Below are 21400 nucleotides of genomic sequence, written 5' to 3'. Positions count from 1 at the left end.
ATGGATTTTCTATCCTGTGTCTGTTATATAGATAACATTATATATTTCAGGGAGGTATGTTTGTGAGAATGGTTAATAGAAAGACAAAGAAAACCGTAAACGGCATGATTATGATGGGGATGGCTGTATCTGTGGCTCTTAGCGGGTGCAGCTCGGGTAACAATGAAGTGCCGAGTACCACGAATACAAGTACTGCAGCACCGAAGCCGACTGAAGCGGCCGAGCCGACGAAAGAGCTAGTCAATATTAGTTGGTATATGCGTAAACCGATCGATACGATGAAGGATCAAGAAGCGATTGAAGCAGAAGCGAATAAAACGATTAAGGATGCTGTAAACGCAAATCTGAAATTCACCTTTATTGACGCAGCAAGCTGGGAAGACAAAATGAAATTAATGTCTGCCTCTGGCGAAGAATACGATCTTGTATTTACTGCAAACTGGACGAATCCAATCGATACGAATGTGCAGAAAGGTGCATTTCTTCCATTAGACGATCTCTTAAAGCAATACGGACAGGATATCCTCGCAAAGGTGGATGAACGTGCTTGGAAAGCAGTCACGTATAATGGCAAAATTATGGCGGTCCCATCGCAGTCACCTTTTACCACTCCGCAAGGCATTGTATTCAAAAAAGATTTAGTAGAGAAGTACAATGTGGATTATAAGCAAATAAAAAATCTACAGGATCTTGAGCCGTTTTTAGAGACAATCAAGAAAAATGAGCCTACGATAACGCCGTTATTGGTCACGAAAACGGTATCAGCAGCAGGTGATCATATTGCTGACCATACCATTGTAACGAAAGGGATTCGCTATGATGAAATAGGAAACCAACTCGTCTTCGAAACGGACATACCTCAATACGTCAACAATTATCGCACGATGCATGACTATTATCAGAAGGGCTATGTAGCCAAAGATGCCGCAGTTAAAACGGACTTCACGGCTGAAGCTAAATCAGGGAAATATGCAGTTATGCGTGATTCTGGCGGGTATTCGGAGGATGGTTCGAAATCAACAGCACTGTTTGGCTTTCCAACTGTGGAATCGCTCGTCTATTATCCGATTATATCAACAAGTAATATGGTCGGAGCAGCAACAGCCATCAGCAAGACGTCGAAAAATCCAGAAAGAGCGATGGAGCTGCTCAATCTCGTCTGGAAGGACAAGGAGCTTTCCAACACGCTTGCTTTCGGGCTTGAAGGAACGAACTATACCGTTAAATCGGGTGCCGGGACGGATGACATATCCGTAGAAGCGAAGAGCGGAGCAGAACAAACCTGGGCGATTTGGCATAACTGGCTCGGGCCTCTCTGGGATCAGTGGGATTCCAGCTGGAACTCCAAAGCATCTCTTGAGCTAATGCAAAAAAATAATAATGAAGCAAAAACATCGTCAATCCTCGGGTTTCTGTTCAATGGGGAAGCCGTCAAATCGGAAACGGTTCAAGTAAATGCTGTATATGCGGAAATGCTTCCCATTCTAATCTCAGGCTCGATGTCTGATTATGATCAATTTTTGGGAGAAATGAAGCAACGTTTGGCAGATGCTGGATTGGACAAAATTAAAGTCGAAGCTCAGAAGCAGCTCGACGCGTGGAAAGCACAAAACCAGTAATAAAAACTTGGAACCGGGCTACTCGTAACTCGGTTCCAATTTTTATGTAAAGCAAGTGAAAGGGGGGAGTTTGGGTTTGAGATTTGCCGAATGGATGCAATAAAAATCTAGTAGGAGCGTGATCATTTATGATCAAGAGGAAAAGGGTCGCTGGGGAGATCATTATCGCTTGTATGCTCATGGTACTTATTTATTTTCTACATTCGACTATTGCAAAAGCAGAAGATGTTCCCGTACAGAGCGGTTATCTGGTTGACGAGAGTTTTTCATACACCCATAACGTGACGATGGATGTCTTGCCTTCTGGTTGGGATGTCCGCAAAGCGGGAGGGAGTCTATCCTCTTCGTACCTGAACTGGTTCAAAATAAGTGATACGAATGCAACGTTGCCGGTATCTATGCGAAGACTATTCGTAGAACAAAATGAAGGCGCTATCACAATGGAATATCGCTTTAAGCTATCTGCGATTATGGATGGCGTCAAATGGCAGCTGAGCAGTAACGATACAGAGGCCGTCAGTATTGTGACGCGTAATGGCGAGCTTAGCCTAGAAACCTCTAATGGGGGTATTCAGACTTTGCAATCCTACTCAGCAGGTACGGAGTATGGTGTGAAGGTCATTGCGAATATTGACACAAATTCAGTGGATGTGTACATCAACGGTGTGCTTAAAGCCGCAAATGCAAGCTTCAAGCATGCAGTAACCAGTCTCAATCATGTGCTGATTCAAACAGGCACATCATCGAAAGGCGATATGTTCATTGCTCCTGTTAAAATTCACAAGGGTTATGCAGTCAATGAGAGGTTCATTTCCCTCATGCCGGGTAACCTGCCTGAAGACTGGCAGACCGTTGCTGCAGGCGGAACGATTGCGGTAGAGGAACTGAAAAGCTCTGTGCGACCAGATGTGTTTAGTCTCAAACTGAACGCCACTGAGGCGACTGGTGAGATGAGCCTTAAGAAAAACGTGCCTTCTACTTCGGCGAATACGGTCTTTGAATACAAGCTTTTAATTCCTCAGAAGCAGGACGGATATTCCGCTGAGGTTGTAAGCGGCAGTACGACCGTCATGAAGTTAGTAACTGAAAGCGGCAAGCTCTCCTATATCAATGGTGTAGGTCAGCCTGTGCCCTTCTATGATTATTTGGCTAATCTTTGGTATGCAGTGAAGGTGAAGCTGAATCTAAATGAGACTACGGCTGATATTTACGTAAATGGCAAACTGCAAGCGCAAGGAGTTCCACTTACTTCCAGTTCGACAAGCTTGGATGGCGTCGCATTCAAGGCAGGTGCAGCAGCACAAGGTGTGATATGGCTGGATGATATTCTACTATACGAGGATTTGCCACTTCCAGTCGATTATGTGCCTGCTCCGAATGCTGTGATCTCATCTGATCAAGCGGTTGGTATTCAAGGCTGTCCAATCTGGAGGGAAGGAAATCATCTCGGTTGGGATACGATTACACCTCACTCGGAGCGGGAGCCTTACTTGGGCTATTATGACGAGGGCAATCCAGAGACGGCGGATTGGGAAATTAAATGGATGGTTGAGCACGGCATTGATTACCAAGTCTCATGCTGGTTTAGACCGACTTTCGGGGATGGCGTGCCGATAAAAGAACCTTATTTGCATAACTCGCTTCACGATGGGTTTTTCAATGCCAAATATAGCAACCAAACGAAGTTCGCTATTATGTGGGAAAATGGGGCATCCAAAGCGAAGGATAGCGAAGACTTCCGTACGAATATCGTGCCATACTGGATCGAATATTATTTCAAGGATCCGCGTTATATGGTGATTGATAATAAACCAGTACTCACGATCTATAGCCTTGACGGTCTCTTGCGCGATTTCGGAGGCAGCACGAAGAGCTTGGAACTTGTCAAAGCCGAGATGGATTACTTAAGAAACGCTGTTAAAGCGCTAGGGTTCGACGACCTTATACTGTTGATTACCACTTCAGCGTCGGACCCCACAGTCTTGAGCAATAGAAAGCTGGCAGGATTCGATGCTGTCTATGCGTATTCCTGGGACAGTATGGGCGGGCATGCGGAGGTTCAGAAATCTTATATGACTGCCCAGCGCGATACAGGCATCATTGATGCGCTCCCGATGATCAGTATGGGAAGAGACGATTTGGCATGGGGAGGCCAGGAAGGCTACTATACGACTCCTTCGGAGTTCCAAGCTGTTGCACAGTGGGCAAAGGATACCTTACAGCCATCGATGCCAGCGGGCAGCTTAGGCAAGAAAATGGTAATGCTTGATAATTGGAACGAGTTTGGAGAGGGACATTTCATTATGCCTGCGGGTTTAGCGGGCTTTGGTTATCTTGATGCCGTCCGGAACGTATTCACAAGTGGTACTGCGCATTCGGATGTACAGCCAACGCAAGCGCAGAAGGACAGAATGAACATCTTGCACCCGCGAGGCAGAGTATTGACATTAAAGACACCAACGCCACCAGCTGTGACGGACGAGTACGGTTTGTTCTGGGGTTTCGACACGGATGACGATTCAGAGGGCTGGAGTTTGGAGAAGCAGGTCATCAATGATGAGGTTAGCAATGGCGCTTACTCAGGAACAGCGATTGACATTGATCCTGGCATCCGGTCAGCGGACTACTTGAATATTCAGGCTTCTGATCATCCCTATCTGAGAATTAGAATGAAGAGCAATATAAGCTCCTCAGCTCAGGTATTCTTTATTACCAATGAGGATGGTAACTGGAATGAACGCAAATCCGTAAGCTTTTTCGTGGAAAAGAACAAAACGGGCTATACCGATTATGTGGTCGATATGTGGAAGAATGCCAACTGGGATGGAGTTATTCGTAAGATTCGGTTTGACCCAATGAAGGTTCTTGGAGACTTTAGCATTGATTCGATCGGGGTTGTATATTCGCCTGATACAGGTATTCATGTGAAGGTTGACGGTAAGGAAGCCCAGTTCTATGAGAAGCCGGTTCTGGCTAATCAAACGGTTATGGTTCCAGCAGGGGAAATGCTGAAGCTGATCGGTGCCAGTACGGAATGGGAGCAATCGACACAAACCTTAATTGGCGTGAAAGACGATCACATCTATAGACTAAAGGCTGGTAATCAGACTGCTTATAAGGATAACCAAAGTATCGTACTGGAGCGCGCTTCTGTGTTGCAGCCTTCAGGCGAGCTTATGATTCCAGCAACATTCTTTAATCAAGCATTCGGGTATATTGTGAATTGGGACTCTGATGCTGAGCTTTTAGATATGTATACCGACTCCAAGGTTTGGGAGTTTAACAATCTGGAGGGCTGGACGACCAACAATCAAGTGACGGGAGGCATGGCAGCAGGCGGAATCTATCAGGCAACCGCAACAGGAAACGAGCCTGAGCTGATCTCGCCAGATAACATCAACTTTCCTGCGGCCGTAGTTAAGAGGGTCAAAATAAAGCTTAGGAACGACACGAGCGGCAATGAAGCGAATGTGTATTTCAAAACTTCCGAATCTTCGGAATGGAATCTGCTAAATAAACTGACGACTTTCGTATTGCCTAATGATCCGAGCTTCAGGGAGTATGTGTGGGACCCGAGCAATCATTCGGCATGGAGCGGAACGATCAAACAAATCAAAGTGGTTCCAACGAATGCAGTAGGTGACTTTGCAATTGATGCGATTACGCTGGATACAGCTGCAAAAGTAGCTGTAAAGGGGAATAACATGGTTTCCAATGCAAGTATGGAAGCGGATGTTGTTCCAATCGGATGGGAGACGATAAGAGAGCGGAGCGCGGAGCAATATCATAGCGGAGAATACTCATTACAAGTAACGAAGACAAACCAATACGGAAGCGTTCAGTTTCCAGTGAATGTCGAGAAAGGGAAGGAATATGAGTATTCCGCATGGGTGAGGCTGCAAGCTAATCTGAATCCTGGGAAAATAATTAGGCTATGTCTTGCTTATAGCGTAGATGGTGTAGGTAAGCAGCTCTGTCCTTTCTCGAGCCCAGCACTAAGCAGTACGGAATGGAAACAGGTTAGCGGCACCTATACCATTAATGAAATAGGGAACGTCACGAATGTCAGGATGTATCTATTTACAGACGCGCCAGCAGAAAATGATGTGTACTATTTGGACGATGTAGAAGTTAGGCCAGTTACCTATAAAGAAACGCCTGCTTGGATATATGTGACGGATATGAGCCTGAATAAGAGCTCTGTGTCGATTATGGAAGGTAAAACGGAAACGTTGTTTCCTGTCATTCAGCCAGTTGATGCGTTTAACAAAGCGGTAGTGTGGCATTCCAATGATCCAGAGGTAGCTTCTGTCGATGCCTATGGAAACGTGATAGGACGAAGCTTGGGCGTCGCTCAAATTACGGCAATAAGCGTGGATAGCGGAAAAACGGCCACCAGTACGGTAACCGTCATCGAAAGAACAAACGAAACGGTAACGTTAACGGTGAAGGCCGATGGAACAGGTGATTTTCTCTCGCCGAAGCTGGCGAACGACAGCATTACGGATAGCAGCTCTGAGAAGCAGTATGTGATTTTGATTTATCCAGGCGTGTATACCGAAAAGAATTGGGTGGTAAAACCCTATGTTACTCTGCGCGGTACTGATCGAGATCTTGTTTGGCTGAAGGGAGAGAATAGCGCCTCGGCTACAAATAGCGAAATTACCGAGCAATCGACCTTGTGGTTGAAGGGTACAGCCAATCTAGAGAACCTGACGATTACGGCCAAAAACATGAGGTATCCGCTTCACAGTGAGGATAGCGGCAAAAATAAAGATGCTGTCCACGTTGTAAGAAATGTTCATATTGAGCATTATGGAAATCTGGAAGCGGTCGACTACCGGAAGAATTGGGTGGCTGCTAATCCTGGAATTACGCCTTCAGCGGATATTGATCCAGCTCAGGTGTGGGGAGGTATTAGCGGTAACGGCTCCCATGCTTGGGGTTATGGTTCAGGAAGTGGTGTATCTGAAACGTTCTATGACAGTACCTTTGTTTCCAAGGCTACGGGCTGGTACGTGCACAATCGGGAGGATTTCACGGAACCTCAGATCAATGTTATCAATAACAGCAAAATTGTTTCAACAATAACTTCAAATCCTATTACAATCCAGTCCTTAGGAAGCGGTACACAGGATGAAGTCATCTTCAATAACAGTGAATTTGTGGGAACGTACATGCTACAGAATGATTCTCCGTGGATTTCACAAAAACCTGAGAACCAATATGCTAATCATGCGGACTATAACGTGACTTTCAATAACAGTACACCAATTGGTTATGCAGATGGTCACAGAGGAAGAGCATTGGCTCTGTTCAGCAGTTCGACGGGCAGCAGCTCCAATGTAAAGGTTAGCGGGAATGCAGTAGAAGACATATTGGGCACTTATATTACCCGTGATGGAGGCGGAGGCCTGAAGGGTTACTTATACGGCTATTGGGATATTTCGGGTATTAAAGTCGGTATCAGCTCCAACGTCCAAGTGGATAATACGCTTGGAAGAAGGCTCGGGGATCTAACTGTCAATCCAAAAACGTTGCAGGTGATCTTTGAGAATGGAACGACCAAAATAATCACGTTTAATGAAAATTATACGGAAAAGACCAATGCATATATCATCAATGCGATTAATGGTGCATTGGGCACTTCAGGCTATGCGGCAGAGTATAACGTAACGGCAAACGAGTACTATCCGCAGGTGACTGATAAACAAATGACACTGCTGAATCAAACACAGGTTGGCATTCCTAGATTTGCCGCTGTTTCATTTGACGCCGATAATACGACATTACGCTTAATGACACCAGCTGATTCTGTTGAGAGCTTCATAGGCATTGCACTAGAGCCCATTGCACCAGGACAGTCTGGAAGAGTATTGACGGAAGGGATTATGAGAAAGGACCAACTTTATGGATTTGCTGGAAGCGTCGGTGTGGGAACCAAAATCTCGATTGGAAACCAGGCAGGCAGTTTGCTTGGGAATGCTAACAAACCTGCACTGCTAACAGGTGTATTGACGGATTGGGCTTATTTCAAAGGAATCACGAGCTGGATTGAAGTTGCTGAGGTAAGCCTGAACAAAACCTCACTAAGCCTGACCTTGGGTCAGTCCGAAGCGCTTGCCGTGACGGTATTGCCGACGGATGCGAGCAACGCGGTAACGTGGAGCTCCAATCATCCTAATGTGGCTACGGTTGATGCGACCGGAATCGTGCATGCGAAGAGTGCGGGTACAGCAACAATTACCGTTACGGCTGCAAAAGGCGGAAAATCAGCTACGGCTGTCGTTACGGTGCTCGCTCCTATAGTAGGCAGCAACTTGATTAACGATCCGGGCATGGAAGGGGCAACACCGCTTTATACAGGTTGGGAAATTGTAAGGACGCTAAGTAACCTTGAGGCCCATGGGGGTAGCCAAGCATTAAAGATCACCAAGACAAACCCGTTTGGCAGCATCAACTTTCCCGCTAATATCCAGAAAGGCGAAGAATACTACTATTCGGCATGGGTCAAATTAGCGCCTGAGTCCACAGATGGTGTAGTGCTGCGCTTAGGATTGACTTACAGGCTGGATGGTGTATCGAAACAAAGAATTATTTTCACAAGCGAGCCATTAAGCTCCTCGTCTTGGACGCATATAGAAGGCCTATATACCCTTCCAGAGACAGGCACGGTTACGAATATGGCGATGTACATGTTCACAGATTTACCTTCAGCACTTGATACCTATTATCTGGACGATGTTGAAGTTCGGCCGGTCATTAAGGATACGATGGCTCCAGCAACTACAGCCTCGTTATCGCCTGCTGAGCCGGATGGACCTAACGGCACCTATGTGAACCCAGTCACCGTCACATTGGCAAGCACGGACAGTCTGTCTGGTGTAGCGAGGACGGAGTACAGTCTGGATAATGGAACGACTTGGCAGTTGTATACGTCAGCCGTTGCCTTCGATGAGCAAGGTTCTATTGATTTTAGTTATAGATCAACGGATCGATCAGGAAACGTTGAGCTTTCTCAGCAGATTGCCTTTACGCTGGCTACATCAGCCGTAAGCGTTCAGCTTCAAGACAGCAGCGGCAATCCGCTTAGCGGGGGCATAGTGACATACTATGATGGAGGATGGAAAAGCTTTGGTGTGACGGGCGCTGACGGCAAAGCAAGTAAGAGACTTCCCGCAAAAAGCTATACGTTTAGTATGAGTTATGAAGGGACTTCTAAGGAGTTAGTTCAACATACAGGAACTAACCATACGGTTAGCTTTCAGACGGTTAAGGTCAAGGCACAGCTGAAGGATAGCCAAGGCAATCAGTTGGACAGCGGAAGTGCAAGCTACTATGCAGGAAGCTGGCGGACGATAGGCATTACTGTTGGCGGTGAAGTCAGCAAAGAGCTGCTTCCTGGTTCGTATACCTTCGGTATGACCTATGAAGGGACATATAAGGAGCAAGTACAGCATGTAGGCATTAACCCCATGGTTGCCTTCCAGACAGTCAAGGTCAAAGCACAGCTGAAGGATAGCCAAGGCAATCAGTTGGACAGCGGAAGTGCAAGCTACTATGCAGGAAGCTGGCGGACGATGGGTAGTACTGCTGGCGGTGAAGTCAGCAAAGAGCTGCTTCCTGGTTCTTATACTTTCGGCATGACCTATGAAGGCACGTATAGGGAGCAAGTACAGCATGTAGGCAATAACCCCGTGGTTGCCTTCCAGACGGTCAAGGTCAAGGTGCAGCTGAAGGATAGCCAAGGTAATCTCATAGATGGCGGCAACGCGAGCTATTATGCGGGAAGCTGGAAGACGGTGGGAACTACAGCTGACGGCGAGATCAGCAAGGAATTGTTGCCGGGTACGTATACGTTTGGCATGACCTATGGAGGTGTTTACAAAGAAATGGTAGCTGCGATTACGACAAATCCAATGGTCGTATTTGAGTTATAACCTGATGCGGGACAACAAAACGAAGGTCTACGGATCTTCGTTTTGTTTGCTTTTTATATCCATATCATAGGAACATTGCTCTTTACTAAAGGGAGGAAAGTAGAGATGACAACTATTCATGCCATTGTATTTGAAGGTACAAACAAGGTAGGCTTCGGTACATTTACATTACCTGAGATGAATGATGATCAAATGCTAGTAAAAACACACTATACCTTTGTTTCAAGTGGAACGGAAACACGCGTCCTAGGTGGTCATTATGGTGCTTCTGACAAGTTCCCATTAATTCCTGGATATGCGGCTGTCGGTGAGGTAGTCCAAATAGGCGGAAATGTAAAGGGTTATCGTGTTGGTGATCTTCTGAGTTACAACCCGCAATCGGGTCCCAAGGATATTTATTCGCAATGGGGAGGGCAGGCTAATATGCATCTAGTTGGTGTGGAGGATAAGCCTATTCTGTTGCCAATAGGCTGTGATCCTTTGGACTATGTCGCTAGTCAAGTGGCAGCTATTAGCTTGCGAGGCGTTATGGCAGCGCAGCCACAGCGTGATGAATGTGCAGTGGTCATCGGGCAGGGGGTAATTGGAGCGTTCTCCGCGGGTCTTCTAGTCAGTCAAGGCTGCCGGGTGATTGCTGTTGATTTGTCGGAGTCTAGACTTAAGCGTTCCTTGCGTTATGGGGTTCATGCTTGTGTTCAGGCTTCTGACCCTGATGCCTTGGAGCGTATACTTGCCTATTGTGATGGCGGTGCAAACATCGTTATTGAAGCTTCAGGCTCCTCGCAAGGTGTAACGCTTGCTCACAAGCTGATTCGTAAAACGCCAAATGTGTTTCGTGATCCGAAAACGTATTATGTGAACCCAATTTCAGGCATTGTCGGTCATTGGCCGCGTATTGTTTATCAAGGCACGTACATAGAGAAGCTAAGCCTTGATCCTAGGGTTGATTTGAATTCAGAAGGTGTTCTCCTTCTCATGCCTGGAGATCGGGGGAATGAGGATCGGTTGAATGCCGTGGAGGCCATTCGGCGTAAAGTGATTGATCCTAAGGCTTATATCGACCGCGTTGTTCCTTATACAGAAGCAGCAGCAGCATACGAACAATTGCGTTTACACCCTAATGATGTCTTCTCCGTTGTATTTGATTGGACTTCATAACTAGTAAAGGAAAAAGCCGAGCATCTAACAGATTTATCTGTTGAGATGTTCGGCCTTTTATTGTATTAATCGTGGGCAACCAGCTCTCTATTAATCGGCATGTTGCCAGTAATCGCCTGCACCAGATATTTGGCGGTACTGTCGATATCTCCATAGGTGTTCACGATTGTGTCGATCGAAGCCTCGTATTCCTTATGTACGAAAGAATGGAAGTGGGAAACAAAAATAATCGGTGTATCAAACTTTGTCCAGCCGCCCATCATGTTTCTTGCTACTTCGTCATGCAGTCGAACGACATTCAATCCATAGCTCAGGCGGCTGCCGATGGAGCAAATGATGACATCGTACGTTTTGTCGGCTACGGCCTTAAACAAGGCGTCGGGACCCGGATCGATCCATTGATCCACCGAATGGGAATAGCGGCTAATCTCAAGTTTCATCTTTTCGAACAATTCCCCATAACGCTCGTGATTGTTCATAATGACAGCATGTAAAACTTTTGTCTCCGGTAGAAGAGGATAGGGGATTAAACTTGCACGATCTCTAACGAGCGTAATACTTTGTTTCATGACCTCTTCTGCCAATGCCGCGTGAACCGCTTTATCTGGTGACCGCTTTTGGGAAGCAGATTGTGTGTCTTCGAAAAGGCCAAATTGCTCTTTGAGCGACACAATTCGGCATGCCCGATCGCGGAGTGTCTCAAGAGTCAAGCTGCCGCTATCGAATCGCTTCTCCATCTCTATGTAGAAACGCTCGTCCATTCTGGGGAACAGCAACATGTCACACCCATTGGTAAGTGCGGCCGCACAAGCATCATAGTAATTCATATAGCCGACAACGCCGCCCATTTCAATCGCGTCCGACACGACCAGCCCCTCAAAACCCATCTCATTTCTTAGCAAATCCATCAGCAGTTTTTTCGATACTGTCGCAGGTGGATACAGTCCACGATCATCCGGTTCGTCAAAGGCGGGGAAACCAATATGCCCTGGCATGATCGTCATAGCGCCCTGATTGATCAGAGTTTGGAAAACGTGTCCAGGACCGTTTCTCCACGCATCTGCATCCAGTGGAAGGACAGGTGTCGTCAGATGCTGATCCCAAGAGGAATAGCCGTCACCAGGGAAGTGCTTAATCGTAGCCATCATGCCGTGATCCTGCATTCCTGTCATATAAGCCCCGGCTATCTTAATCGCTTGCTCAGGATTTTTACCTGCGCTTCTAATACTAACAACTGGGCTGTCAGGGTCTACAGCTAAGTCTGCCACTGGTGAGAATGTCCAGTTGTAGCCAAGCTCTCCAGCTTCTATCGCAGTACTTGCGCCAACCTCATAAGCGAGCTCTGCCGAATTGGTCTGGCTAAGCCCCATCATATAGGGAAACTTCGTCGCGCCTAGAATCATATTGCCGGGACCGCATTCGAGATCGCTAACAATAAACGGAGGGATGCTGCAAAAATGTTTAAAGCGTTCGATAATTTGTTGTAATTCTGTCCTCTCCATAGGATGGAAGAACATCGCTCCGAACTCTTCTAGTCGCTCCTTGCCAGCCATACCATAAGTCGGGCAGCAAACTTGGTTTAATAATTGTCTGAATGAGAGCGTTTCCACTAAGTTTTTGGCAGTTTGTGTTTGGTTAATCTTGTACTTCATCGACAGGTCTCCTTTGTTTGTTGAGACTTCTAGCATTGATAGATGGATAACTAGAATTCTCATTCATTTTTTGGGATTTTCAACTGTTTGACATTGTTTTTTAACGCATATTCTTTAGGGGTCATGCCAAAATGTTTTTTAAATAAGCTAAAGAAATAGGTTTCGTTTAATACGCCTATTTTCTCCACAATTTCACGTACGCTACTTTCATTCTCGGATAGGTATTCGGCTGCTTTGGCCAGCCTTGTTTCATTGATATAGTCTGCAACGGATACATGCATAGCATCTTTAAAGAGATTAGCTAGACGTCTTTGGGATATTTTCATAATCGATGCAATGGACGCTAAACAAAGAGACGGATCTTGGAAATGAGTCTCGATATACTCAGCTACCGTTTCTACAACGTAATGATTTACTTTAGTGGTTGTACCTTCTGACTTCGTATGCAAGGATTCTTTAATCGCGCCAAAAATCGTTTCGTGGATACTGTTCAATGTCTCTTTCTCCATGAGTTGAAGTGAAAAGCTGGATAGATCAATAAGAAGAGAGGGCGTTGCCGCATCTGGACTGGATTCGAGCGTCTTCTTGGTCGCTTCCAATAGCCGGAAAGTTGAGGCAAGCGCATTATAGTAGTTGAGCTCTCTAATATCGTCGAACAGCCGTCTCATCGCGTCCTCAATCTCATCTAAGCTGCGTTTACGAAGAGCTTCCTGTAAATGGGCTTCAAGATTTTTTGCATATCCTGTTTTTTGATTATTTTCATTAAGGAGTAATCTCTCGGTATCCAGAATAGCATGATGGCCATAGATAAAGCGGTATACGGTTTGATCAAGTGCTCTATTATAGAGGGTATGTAACGAGTCAATCGTATTCGCTATCGGACTGATTGACGCAGTAAACGTAATTTTATAAAACTGTTGAACAAATTGTTGTGCCTCTTGAATGAATGATGTCAAGTCGCTTTCAAAGCACTCATGCTCTTTAGGAATACTTAGGATGAGAACAACGTGATCATCCTTCAAATCAAGTCCTTCATTAATATAAGCTCTTGAGATCCATTCCGATGTAATGTTAATCATAGCGTAGCGGATCGTTTCCTTATCTTTGGAAGAAAAGCTTCTCTGGAAATCTTTATAGTTGTCTATTTTCAAAAGAAGAACGGCATAGGACTGATCTAAGGGTAAGCTTATTTTCATTTCAAGAAAGATACTTTCCAGCTCAGCGTTATCCAATTTCAAATGTTCGGTCAGTATACGTTTTAACCAGTAGTGCTTCATCACATCTCCGTATTGGTAAATTTGTTGGTCATAAAGGTTTAACTTCTCCATGGATTGTTTATAAACATAATCCAAATAGGATATTTCATCGCCTTTCCCTCTTTGTTCGAAGGTATGGAGGCGTCCAGATGATATGGTTTGCACTAAATTGCCAATAGGACTATAGATTTTACGAGAGATGCTGACGGAAATGACGATAGCCATCACAAGGAAAATAAGTGTGATAAAAATAATACTCGTCTTAAAGCCTTGAATATAACCATACACTTCCAAGGTCGGTTGAATCTTTAATAACGTCATGTTAATACTATCGAGATAAAGGTAGGTTACTAAATACGGCGTGTCCATGTACTTACTTTTGAACGAGCTTTCAGTTTCTAAAGAAGAAGCATTTTTGGTGTGATTCTCAACTTCGTTTTTCAACCACGTTAATTTAGCTGTATTTTCTTGGCTTTCATCCACATCGATATAGTCACCCTGCTGATCCAGCAGATATATATTATTTCCTTGTTGCCGATCAATCATATTAATTTGTTTAATGTTGCCTAGCAGCCATTCTGGTTTGACATTGATAACGAGAGCGCCGTCCGGCTTCTCTGTGGTCATGGACGTTTCATACATAAAATAGGAAAGGACCGGTTCACTTTTGGTCGTTTCATTTACGACCTTGCGGATATCGCGAAAGATGGGTTTTAGTTTCGGCAGCAGCTGATTGGAATCGAATAAAGCTAGCAATAATGGATCATCGAAGAAAATGGGAGAACCTGCATTGTAAAATTGATCAAGGTTCCGATTATACACACTGATCGAGTGAATGTAGGGATAAGAGGAGGTTAGTGAGTTGACGACATTGTTCATGCGTGTGATGACGTCAACGATATTCTCCTCCTCCGCGTACATAATGGAAGTAATGTCGTTGTTTATATAGAGGGACTGCGTGAGCCGGCTCATTGTTTCGTTCATAATGTTCGTATTGTATTTGACCTGAAGCAGTAGTTTTTTACTATTGTCCGATTCCTTCTTGATCATTAAGTTTTGCGCATTCAAATAAATGATGACAGATAGAATCCCAACAATGCAAAGTACGGATGCGCTGATCCACAAGACGATTTTTAAAAGAAAGCTTTTAGAGTCAAATAAGGTAGTTAGTTTCATGAATGATCTTTGCCCCTTCCATGCCTTGTAGAAGTGAGAATAGCTTATATAAAAGTAAATGTAAATATAAATGGCGAATCTCATAGTAATGAACACAAATCGTATAGCTTCTGAACAAAAAGCATTACGATCACAACGAGGTCTACACAATCGCCTCGCTACAATTATTGGAGGTTTCGACGTATTTCAAAGTATACATTCTAGCGTGTGTTAGCTACGTTTAAACTAACGATTTGGCTGCTGCCCAGTGGGCTCGCCATACTCGAAAATTCACGCGGAGATGAATGCATAATGGAGACAATACGGCTTCGAGGACGTTTGACGCAAGTTAAGAGCAAGCTGCAAACGGGACAATTAACGTTGGGTTTCATTGGTGGATCTATTACGGAAGACGGCAACTTAATGCCGAATTGGCCGGAGCCAGTCGCGCGTTGGTTTGTAGAAACGTTTCCTCACGCACGCATCAAAGTGGAGAACGCTGCGATAGGTGCGACAGGCAGCGATTTGGCTGTATTCCGTGCGGAGCGGGACTTAATCAACCACCAATGTGATCTGGTTTTTATTGAATTTGCCGTCAATGACTACATGACACCTTCTGAACATCGGATGAGAGCGAGAGAGGGATTAATTCGCAAGCTGCTGGCTGACGGACGAAGCGAGCTCGTATTCGTCTATACCTACTGTCAGAAAATGTACGAGGACATGTCTCATGGGAAGGTTCCTGCCAGTATCGCTGAATTCGAAGAGTTAGCGGAACATTATGGCATCAGCACGGTTTGGGCTGGACTGCATGCTTGGCAGGAAGTGAGACTGGGCCGCATGACTTGGGATGAGTGGCTGCCAGATGGGCTGCATCCTAAACATCGAGGCAGTCTCAGTTATGGGCAGTGTGTCATTGCTTACTTGGAAAAGGATTTGCTAACGGATTTCAATACGGGAAGTGGCGAAATCGATAAACCGCTCACAATGCCGCTTAATGTTAATCATTGGGGGCAAGCGGATACACTCTCCTTGGATGAGGTTCAGCTGGAAGGACCATGGCTGACTAGACGCGCTAGGGCTCACTTGCCTTGGGTGGATCACATGCTGAGCACTTCTGCGGTTGGCGCGAAGCTATCCTTTTCGTTTGCAGGAAGGGGACTTGCATTGGCCTTCGATTTTGGCAAAAAGTCAGCGGAATTCACCTATAAGCTGGACGGAGGTCATGCGATCACATCTTGTCGCGAACGGCCTAATTGGTGCGCAGACGGAGGCTGGTTCCATATCTATTGGATCGCGAATGAGCTGGAGGAAGGGCTGCATCATATCGAATTGGAGGTCGTCCACGGTAATAGGGAGGACTGCACAGGAACGAATTTTCATTTGGCTTTAATCGGAATAGTGAGATAGAACCGCTAGCGGAATCCGAGGAAATCAGCTTAAACAATAAATCTAAGTATGGGGGATGAAGGGGAAATGAGTAGTGTATTCGAAAAGGTGAAAGCGCGTGTCGGTGTAATAACAGTAGGACATGAGCCGTATTGGGCACAATTTCCGGGGTTGAAAGAGGAGCTTGAGGGCTACGGCCGTGAATTTGAAGAAATGCTTCGGGGGCAAGACGTCGAGGTGGTGTCGGCGGGTTTTGTTGATGGTGTAGATAAGTCTTTCGCTGCATCGTCATATTTGAAGAGTCAAGACGTTGATTTCCTATTTTGCTTCCTGAGCACCTATGTGACGTCCTCGACGGCGGCTACCCCAATTCTGAACTTGTCTGTTCCAACGGTACTTGTGGCCTTACAGCCAAGAAAGCGTCTTGATTATCGCAATACGACGACTTATATGCAGTTAGTTAACGATAATATTTGTTCCCTTCCCGAAATAGGCGGTGTACTCGTGCGAGCGGGAAAACCTGCGGCGGGGATGATTGTAGGGACGCTCTATGACGATGAACGTGCGAAGAAGGAATTAAAAGATTGGTGCTTAGTTGCTAATGCGCAAAAAGCATTCAAATATGCAAAAATCGGCTATCTGGGGCATACCTACGAGGGTATGTATGATATGAACTCCGATCCGACAGCGTTTACGGCTTCCTTTGGTTCGCATGTGCAAATGCTCGAAATGTGTGATTTGGCCAAGCTAGTCAATGGTGTAACCGCTAAGGAAATGGCTGATAAGCTGGATGAAATTAATAGCGTTTTCAAAATATCCGATCCCTTTATTGATCCGGTGACTAGACCGATCAAGCAAGAGGATCTCGATTGGTCAGCTAAGGTCGCGGTTGGGCTGGATAAGCTGATCGTAGAATATGGGTTAACGGGCCTTGCCTATTATTACCGGGGTCTCGACAATAATGAGTATGAGCGGATTGGGTCGAATATGGTGCTCGGCAACTCGCTGTTGACAGGCAAAGGAGTTCCGCTTGCCGGAGAAGCCGATTTGAAGACATGCGCCGCAATGTTAATTATGGATCGTCTGGATGCAGGGGGTTCATTCGCGGAGCTGCATCCTTGTGACTTCGTCGACGATATTGTGCTAGTTGGGCATGACGGCCCTCATAATATTAAAATCAGCGACGGTCAGCCGATCATTCGCGGATTGGATCTGTTCCATGGTAAAAGTGGATCTGGCATTGGTGTTGAGTTCAGCATCAAATCAGGGCCTGTTACGTTGCTCAGTATTTCACAAACGGCTAACGGCAAATACAAAATGATCGCGACGGAAGGCGAATCGATCAAAGGCGAAATTCCGCAGACCGGAAATACGAATACGCGCTGTAAATTTGATTACAGTGTTTCAGAATTCGTGGAGAAATGGTGCTCAGCAGGTCCTACGCATCACTTTGCGCTTGGCGTGGGGCATGTGGGTTCCAAGATCCGTAATGTTGCCAAGGTGCTCGGCATTGAGGTGGAAATCATATGACAACAATTGTAAAACCAAAGCACCCCTTGCAAAGAGTCTCGCTGGAAATGAGCCTGAAGCCTTTCAAGAGTATGGCACCAGAGGCTATCGAAGCTGTATGTACGGAGGCAATCCGCCAGTGGCTTCCTCTGATCGGCATGGCGGACAGCTGTTCTGTACTGTTATGGGTCGCCGATGGAAGCGAGATTCTAGTCTGGGATGGCGACTTGCAGCGTGAGATTGAATGGGCCCGCTATATCGGATATGCCAATGAGCAATTTTTCGCCCAGCTTAAAGAGGACAGCGATCCGCGAATCGGCCAGCCTTATCTCAGCGAAACTGCAACAATCACCTACGGTGATTTGCAATTCATAATCGCCGCTTTCAAAAGAATTGCAACTGATCGTTATGGCATTCGCATGGAGGTAGGAGCGACCTTCGACGCTGGACCTGAATTTGCCTACTCTGATTTCAAATATAAGGATCACCCGGAAATCAACCTTGCTGAAGTAAACGGGCAATTCATCTCGTTGAAAGCGGATTACACGGTCGTATGCGGCTGGTCGAAGCTGAAAGAAGATCATGTGGATTATGCAGCTTATCCTGGCGGCATTCCTGAAGGCACGCCATTTGGCGAGTTTCTGGGGCGGCAGTGTGCAAGCTTTTTGCCGGCACTAGGTTTTGATTATATTTGGTTTTCCAACGGATTCGCGCTTTCGTACTTTCCATGGACTTATTTAGGTGCCAATTACGATGGCAAGCAGCTTGGATTGGTTCAGTATGAAGAGCTGTCGACCAAGACGCTGTCGTTCTGGGAAATATTCAAGCAAGAGTGCCCGAATTATCGAACAGAAATCAGAGGGACCAACTACGGTACAGGCATGGACCTAGCCAAAGACTGTATTCCCTTATTGGATCTGTATGAGAGAAAGTATGTTGAATTTCCGCCGCCAAATTCACCTTGGGGAGCCCTTAACTATGATTTCGGCTTGGAGCTCACAGGCTACATGTCACGTATAGCTATGCTTCCGAGTCAGACCTACCTATTCCGCTTTTATGCGAATGATCCTTGGTTCTGGCAAAATCCGTGGTGGGATTTGTACGACCGGGAGCCGCATGATATTTATTGCCCGCTCACCGTCGCCAGGGTTAACACGGAGGGAGAGTTAGAGAGCCCAGGTATCGTGCAAATCTTAACTATTGATTCGGAAAAAGGCGAGCTGGATGAAGATATCCCGATGGAGGTTATCCCTCATATTAAGAAGGCTTTCAAGGATGCACCTGACCAGCCGGGGATAGTGACATGGTTGTACCCGTTTCGAGAGCTGCATGAAACCATGGCTGAATCAGACGAGCAATCGAGCGACGCGTTCTTCCATGATTGGTTTGTGCGCAATGCGATTAACCAAGGCTTGCCGCTGAATACGGTTGTTAGTACGGATGACTTTTTCGCAATGAATGATGATGCTGTCCATAAGCTTCAAGATACGATCTTATTTACAGCGGCTTTCTGGATTAAAGGGGAGAAAGCGCTGCGAATCATCGAGTATGTCCGCAACGGAGGCAAAATCATTCTATATGGTAGAGTCAAAGATCCGGAGCTGCGCAAACTGTTGAATCTCGGAAACGAGCATGAGCTTGAAGGTGATTTCTCCGTTAGCCTTACCTTGCCAAGAGATACGATCAAGAACGAGGAGCAGCTAAGCGGAGACGGAAATTATAGTTTGTACCATCACTCGCATATTTCAGGCGGTGGGTTAAGTGAAGTTGTGGAAGACCAGGCTGATCTTAATACATTCGTGCATGCAAGTGTGAATCAGTTAGGAGTAGAGCGTGTGTTTACACTAACTAGAGCTTTGCCTGAATGGAATGGAGGAAAAGCGGGGTGGGTGCGCGGCTCGCTGCCGTTCCAAACGGCGGGTGTAACCCATTTGCCGGTTCGACAGGAACAGGAATTTGTGGATTCTTCTCTTTTCGTGCGCTATCTCCTGCAACAATTCGGTTATTCTCTCTACCAGACGAAGGAAGATGCAGCCTCTGAATCAGCATTGCTGTTCATCACAAGGAATGACAACGCATTTATTCTTACCGGCTGTAAGCAGGATACGTCGGTTGGGCTTCAGCTGCAGTTTCCTGATGGTGCTCCACTTATCGTCGGACAGACCGCTATGATTGGGGCAGGAACGGCTGCTTATGCACTTGATCGAACGTTTCATGATGAATGCCGCTTGTTTGTTAAGCAACAGCAGACATCGCGTATCACATGCAGGGAAAATCAGCCTGTTCCAACACGGAAGAAGCGCAGCCGTACGTTCCGAACGATCAGTGTTTACAATCTGGTAGAGGCCGATTTAACGATTTATCCGCCTCTTGCACAGCTGCAAGCCGGCAACGTGGAAGTGAAGCTCGGCGAACAAGATTTGGATTTAACCGGTAAAGTAATCGGGAATCGTATACGACTCACTCAAATTAGCGGGAACGTTGATATTTCATGGTAGGGATCTAATCATCTTGTTACTAGACACAATCGGTCATATGAAAGGCAGGTGAGAATGGATGAATGCATCAAGGGGAAATGAGAAAGAATTGCTCGATCAAAATATGAAAATAGATATGGATACAGGTACAGGTAGTGATTGGAAATGGCATTCGCCTCGCAATGATCCCTTTCGGATAACGGGGCTGCCTTGGCTTGAGCAAGACGGGGTATATCGGAGATTGCCACTTGAGCCAAGTCATCCCATTCGCTCAGAGGTAGATCGACTTGCGAATTATACAGCTGGCGTGCAAATTCGTTTCCAGACAGACTCACCCAAGCTTTCTGTAAGGGTCGTTCTCGCTGACAGGGCGACGATGTACCAAATGCCTGCAACTGCTCAATGTGGCGTTGATTGCTACTTCGGCACAACGGGAAACCAACGCTACGTCAATACCACTCGCTTTGATCATACAAGAAATGAATACGAATCCGTTCTCTATGAATCCCTGCCAAGGGAAATGCGGGATATCACGCTTAATCTGCCGCTGTATCAAGGGGTGAAGGAGCTTTGGATTGGCCTTGATCCTTCTTCATCGGTGGCTGCGTTTCCTGGTTTTGCAAGTGTCAAGAAGGTTCTGATTTATGGAACCTCCATCACCCATGGAGCTTGTGCCTCTAGGCCGGGTATGGCCTACTCCAACATTCTAAGTCGGAAATTTCCGATTGAAATCGTGAATCTTGGCTTCTCCGGCAATGCGCAAGGGGAGCCGGAACTTGCCCATTTGATCAGCCAAATTGATCAGCCGGCTTTGCTTGTTCTGGATTATGAAGTGAATACGCCTAGTACAGAACGACTGAAGGAATCATTGCCTGAATTTATCCGAATTTATCGTTCTCGTCATCCCGAGGTTCCCATTCTCGTCATCACACAGATTCGATTACCGCTGGAAGCCTTTGACGAAAATCTACTTCGCCTTCGCAAGGAACGCAAACAGCTTCAATTGGAAAATGTGGAGCGATTGCAGCAGGAGGGGGATGCTAATCTCCACTTCTTCGATGGTGCAGAGTTGTTAGGCGCTGATTATCAGGAATGCACGACAGATGGTATTCACCCTTCTGATTTAGGCTATTTCCGTATAGCGGAAACACTTGGTCCTATTTTTAAAAAATTGATCTTCTAATAACGTCAGTAAACGAAGGCAGAAAGTTTATAAACACGATCATCATCACAAAGGGCTTGATC

The 21400-nt window shown here is 46.0% G+C and carries 9 protein-coding genes; 7 read left to right on the top strand and 2 right to left on the bottom strand.

Annotated features, from left to right (window positions below; all coding sequences use genetic code 11):
- The first annotated feature begins 68 nt into the window (after positions 1-68).
- From FGT79_RS08340 to FGT79_RS08330, 3 genes are all read left to right on the top strand, one after another.
- Positions 69-1619, top strand: coding sequence for an extracellular solute-binding protein (locus FGT79_RS08340; protein ID WP_246096336.1), 1551 nt, complete (start codon positions 69-71; stop codon positions 1617-1619).
- A 128-nt stretch (positions 1620-1747) separates the two neighbouring features.
- Positions 1748-9559: an Ig-like domain-containing protein gene (locus FGT79_RS08335; RefSeq protein WP_138752229.1), complete on the top strand. Its 7812-nt coding sequence runs from the start codon at positions 1748-1750 to the stop codon at positions 9557-9559.
- Positions 9560-9664: 105 nt separating this feature from the next.
- Positions 9665-10717 carry a zinc-dependent alcohol dehydrogenase gene (locus tag FGT79_RS08330; protein ID WP_138752228.1) on the top strand — a complete coding sequence of 351 codons (1053 nt, stop codon included), beginning with the start codon at positions 9665-9667 and terminating at the stop codon, positions 10715-10717.
- Positions 10718-10782: 65 nt separating this feature from the next.
- Here FGT79_RS08330 and FGT79_RS08325 read toward each other — a convergent pair whose 3' ends face one another.
- Together FGT79_RS08325 and FGT79_RS08320 are read right to left on the bottom strand one after the other, a co-directional pair.
- Positions 10783-12369 carry a glycoside hydrolase family 3 protein gene (locus FGT79_RS08325; RefSeq protein WP_171056129.1) on the bottom strand — a complete coding sequence of 529 codons (1587 nt, stop codon included), beginning with the start codon at positions 12367-12369 and terminating at the stop codon, positions 10783-10785.
- A 59-nt stretch (positions 12370-12428) separates the two neighbouring features.
- A complete protein-coding gene (locus FGT79_RS08320) occupies positions 12429-14801 on the bottom strand; it encodes a helix-turn-helix domain-containing protein (RefSeq protein WP_171056128.1) in 2373 nt (790 codons plus the stop codon).
- Positions 14802-15092: 291 nt separating this feature from the next.
- Between FGT79_RS08320 and FGT79_RS08315 the strand changes: the two genes are divergently transcribed.
- The 4 genes from FGT79_RS08315 to FGT79_RS08300 all read left to right on the top strand — a co-directional run bounded on the left by FGT79_RS08315 (position 15093) and on the right by FGT79_RS08300 (position 21338).
- Positions 15093-16190, top strand: coding sequence for an SGNH/GDSL hydrolase family protein (locus FGT79_RS08315; RefSeq protein ID WP_138752225.1), 1098 nt, complete (start codon positions 15093-15095; stop codon positions 16188-16190).
- Between the two features lie 66 nt (positions 16191-16256).
- Positions 16257-17699: an L-fucose/L-arabinose isomerase family protein gene (locus FGT79_RS08310; protein ID WP_138752224.1), complete on the top strand. Its 1443-nt coding sequence runs from the start codon at positions 16257-16259 to the stop codon at positions 17697-17699.
- Positions 17696-20176 carry a hypothetical protein gene (locus FGT79_RS08305; protein WP_138752223.1) on the top strand — a complete coding sequence of 827 codons (2481 nt, stop codon included), beginning with the start codon at positions 17696-17698 and terminating at the stop codon, positions 20174-20176. Before FGT79_RS08310 ends, FGT79_RS08305 begins: the two co-directional genes overlap by 4 nt.
- A gap of 58 nt (positions 20177-20234) precedes the next feature.
- Positions 20235-21338, top strand: coding sequence for an SGNH/GDSL hydrolase family protein (locus FGT79_RS08300; RefSeq protein WP_138752222.1), 1104 nt, complete (start codon positions 20235-20237; stop codon positions 21336-21338).
- Positions 21339-21400 lie beyond the last annotated feature (62 nt).

The sequence above is a fragment of the Paenibacillus sinopodophylli genome (assembly GCF_005930355.1).
Taxonomy (GTDB): Bacteria; Bacillota; Bacilli; order Paenibacillales; family Paenibacillaceae; genus Pristimantibacillus; species Pristimantibacillus sinopodophylli.
This window is presented reverse-complemented; position numbering and strand designations above follow the sequence as displayed.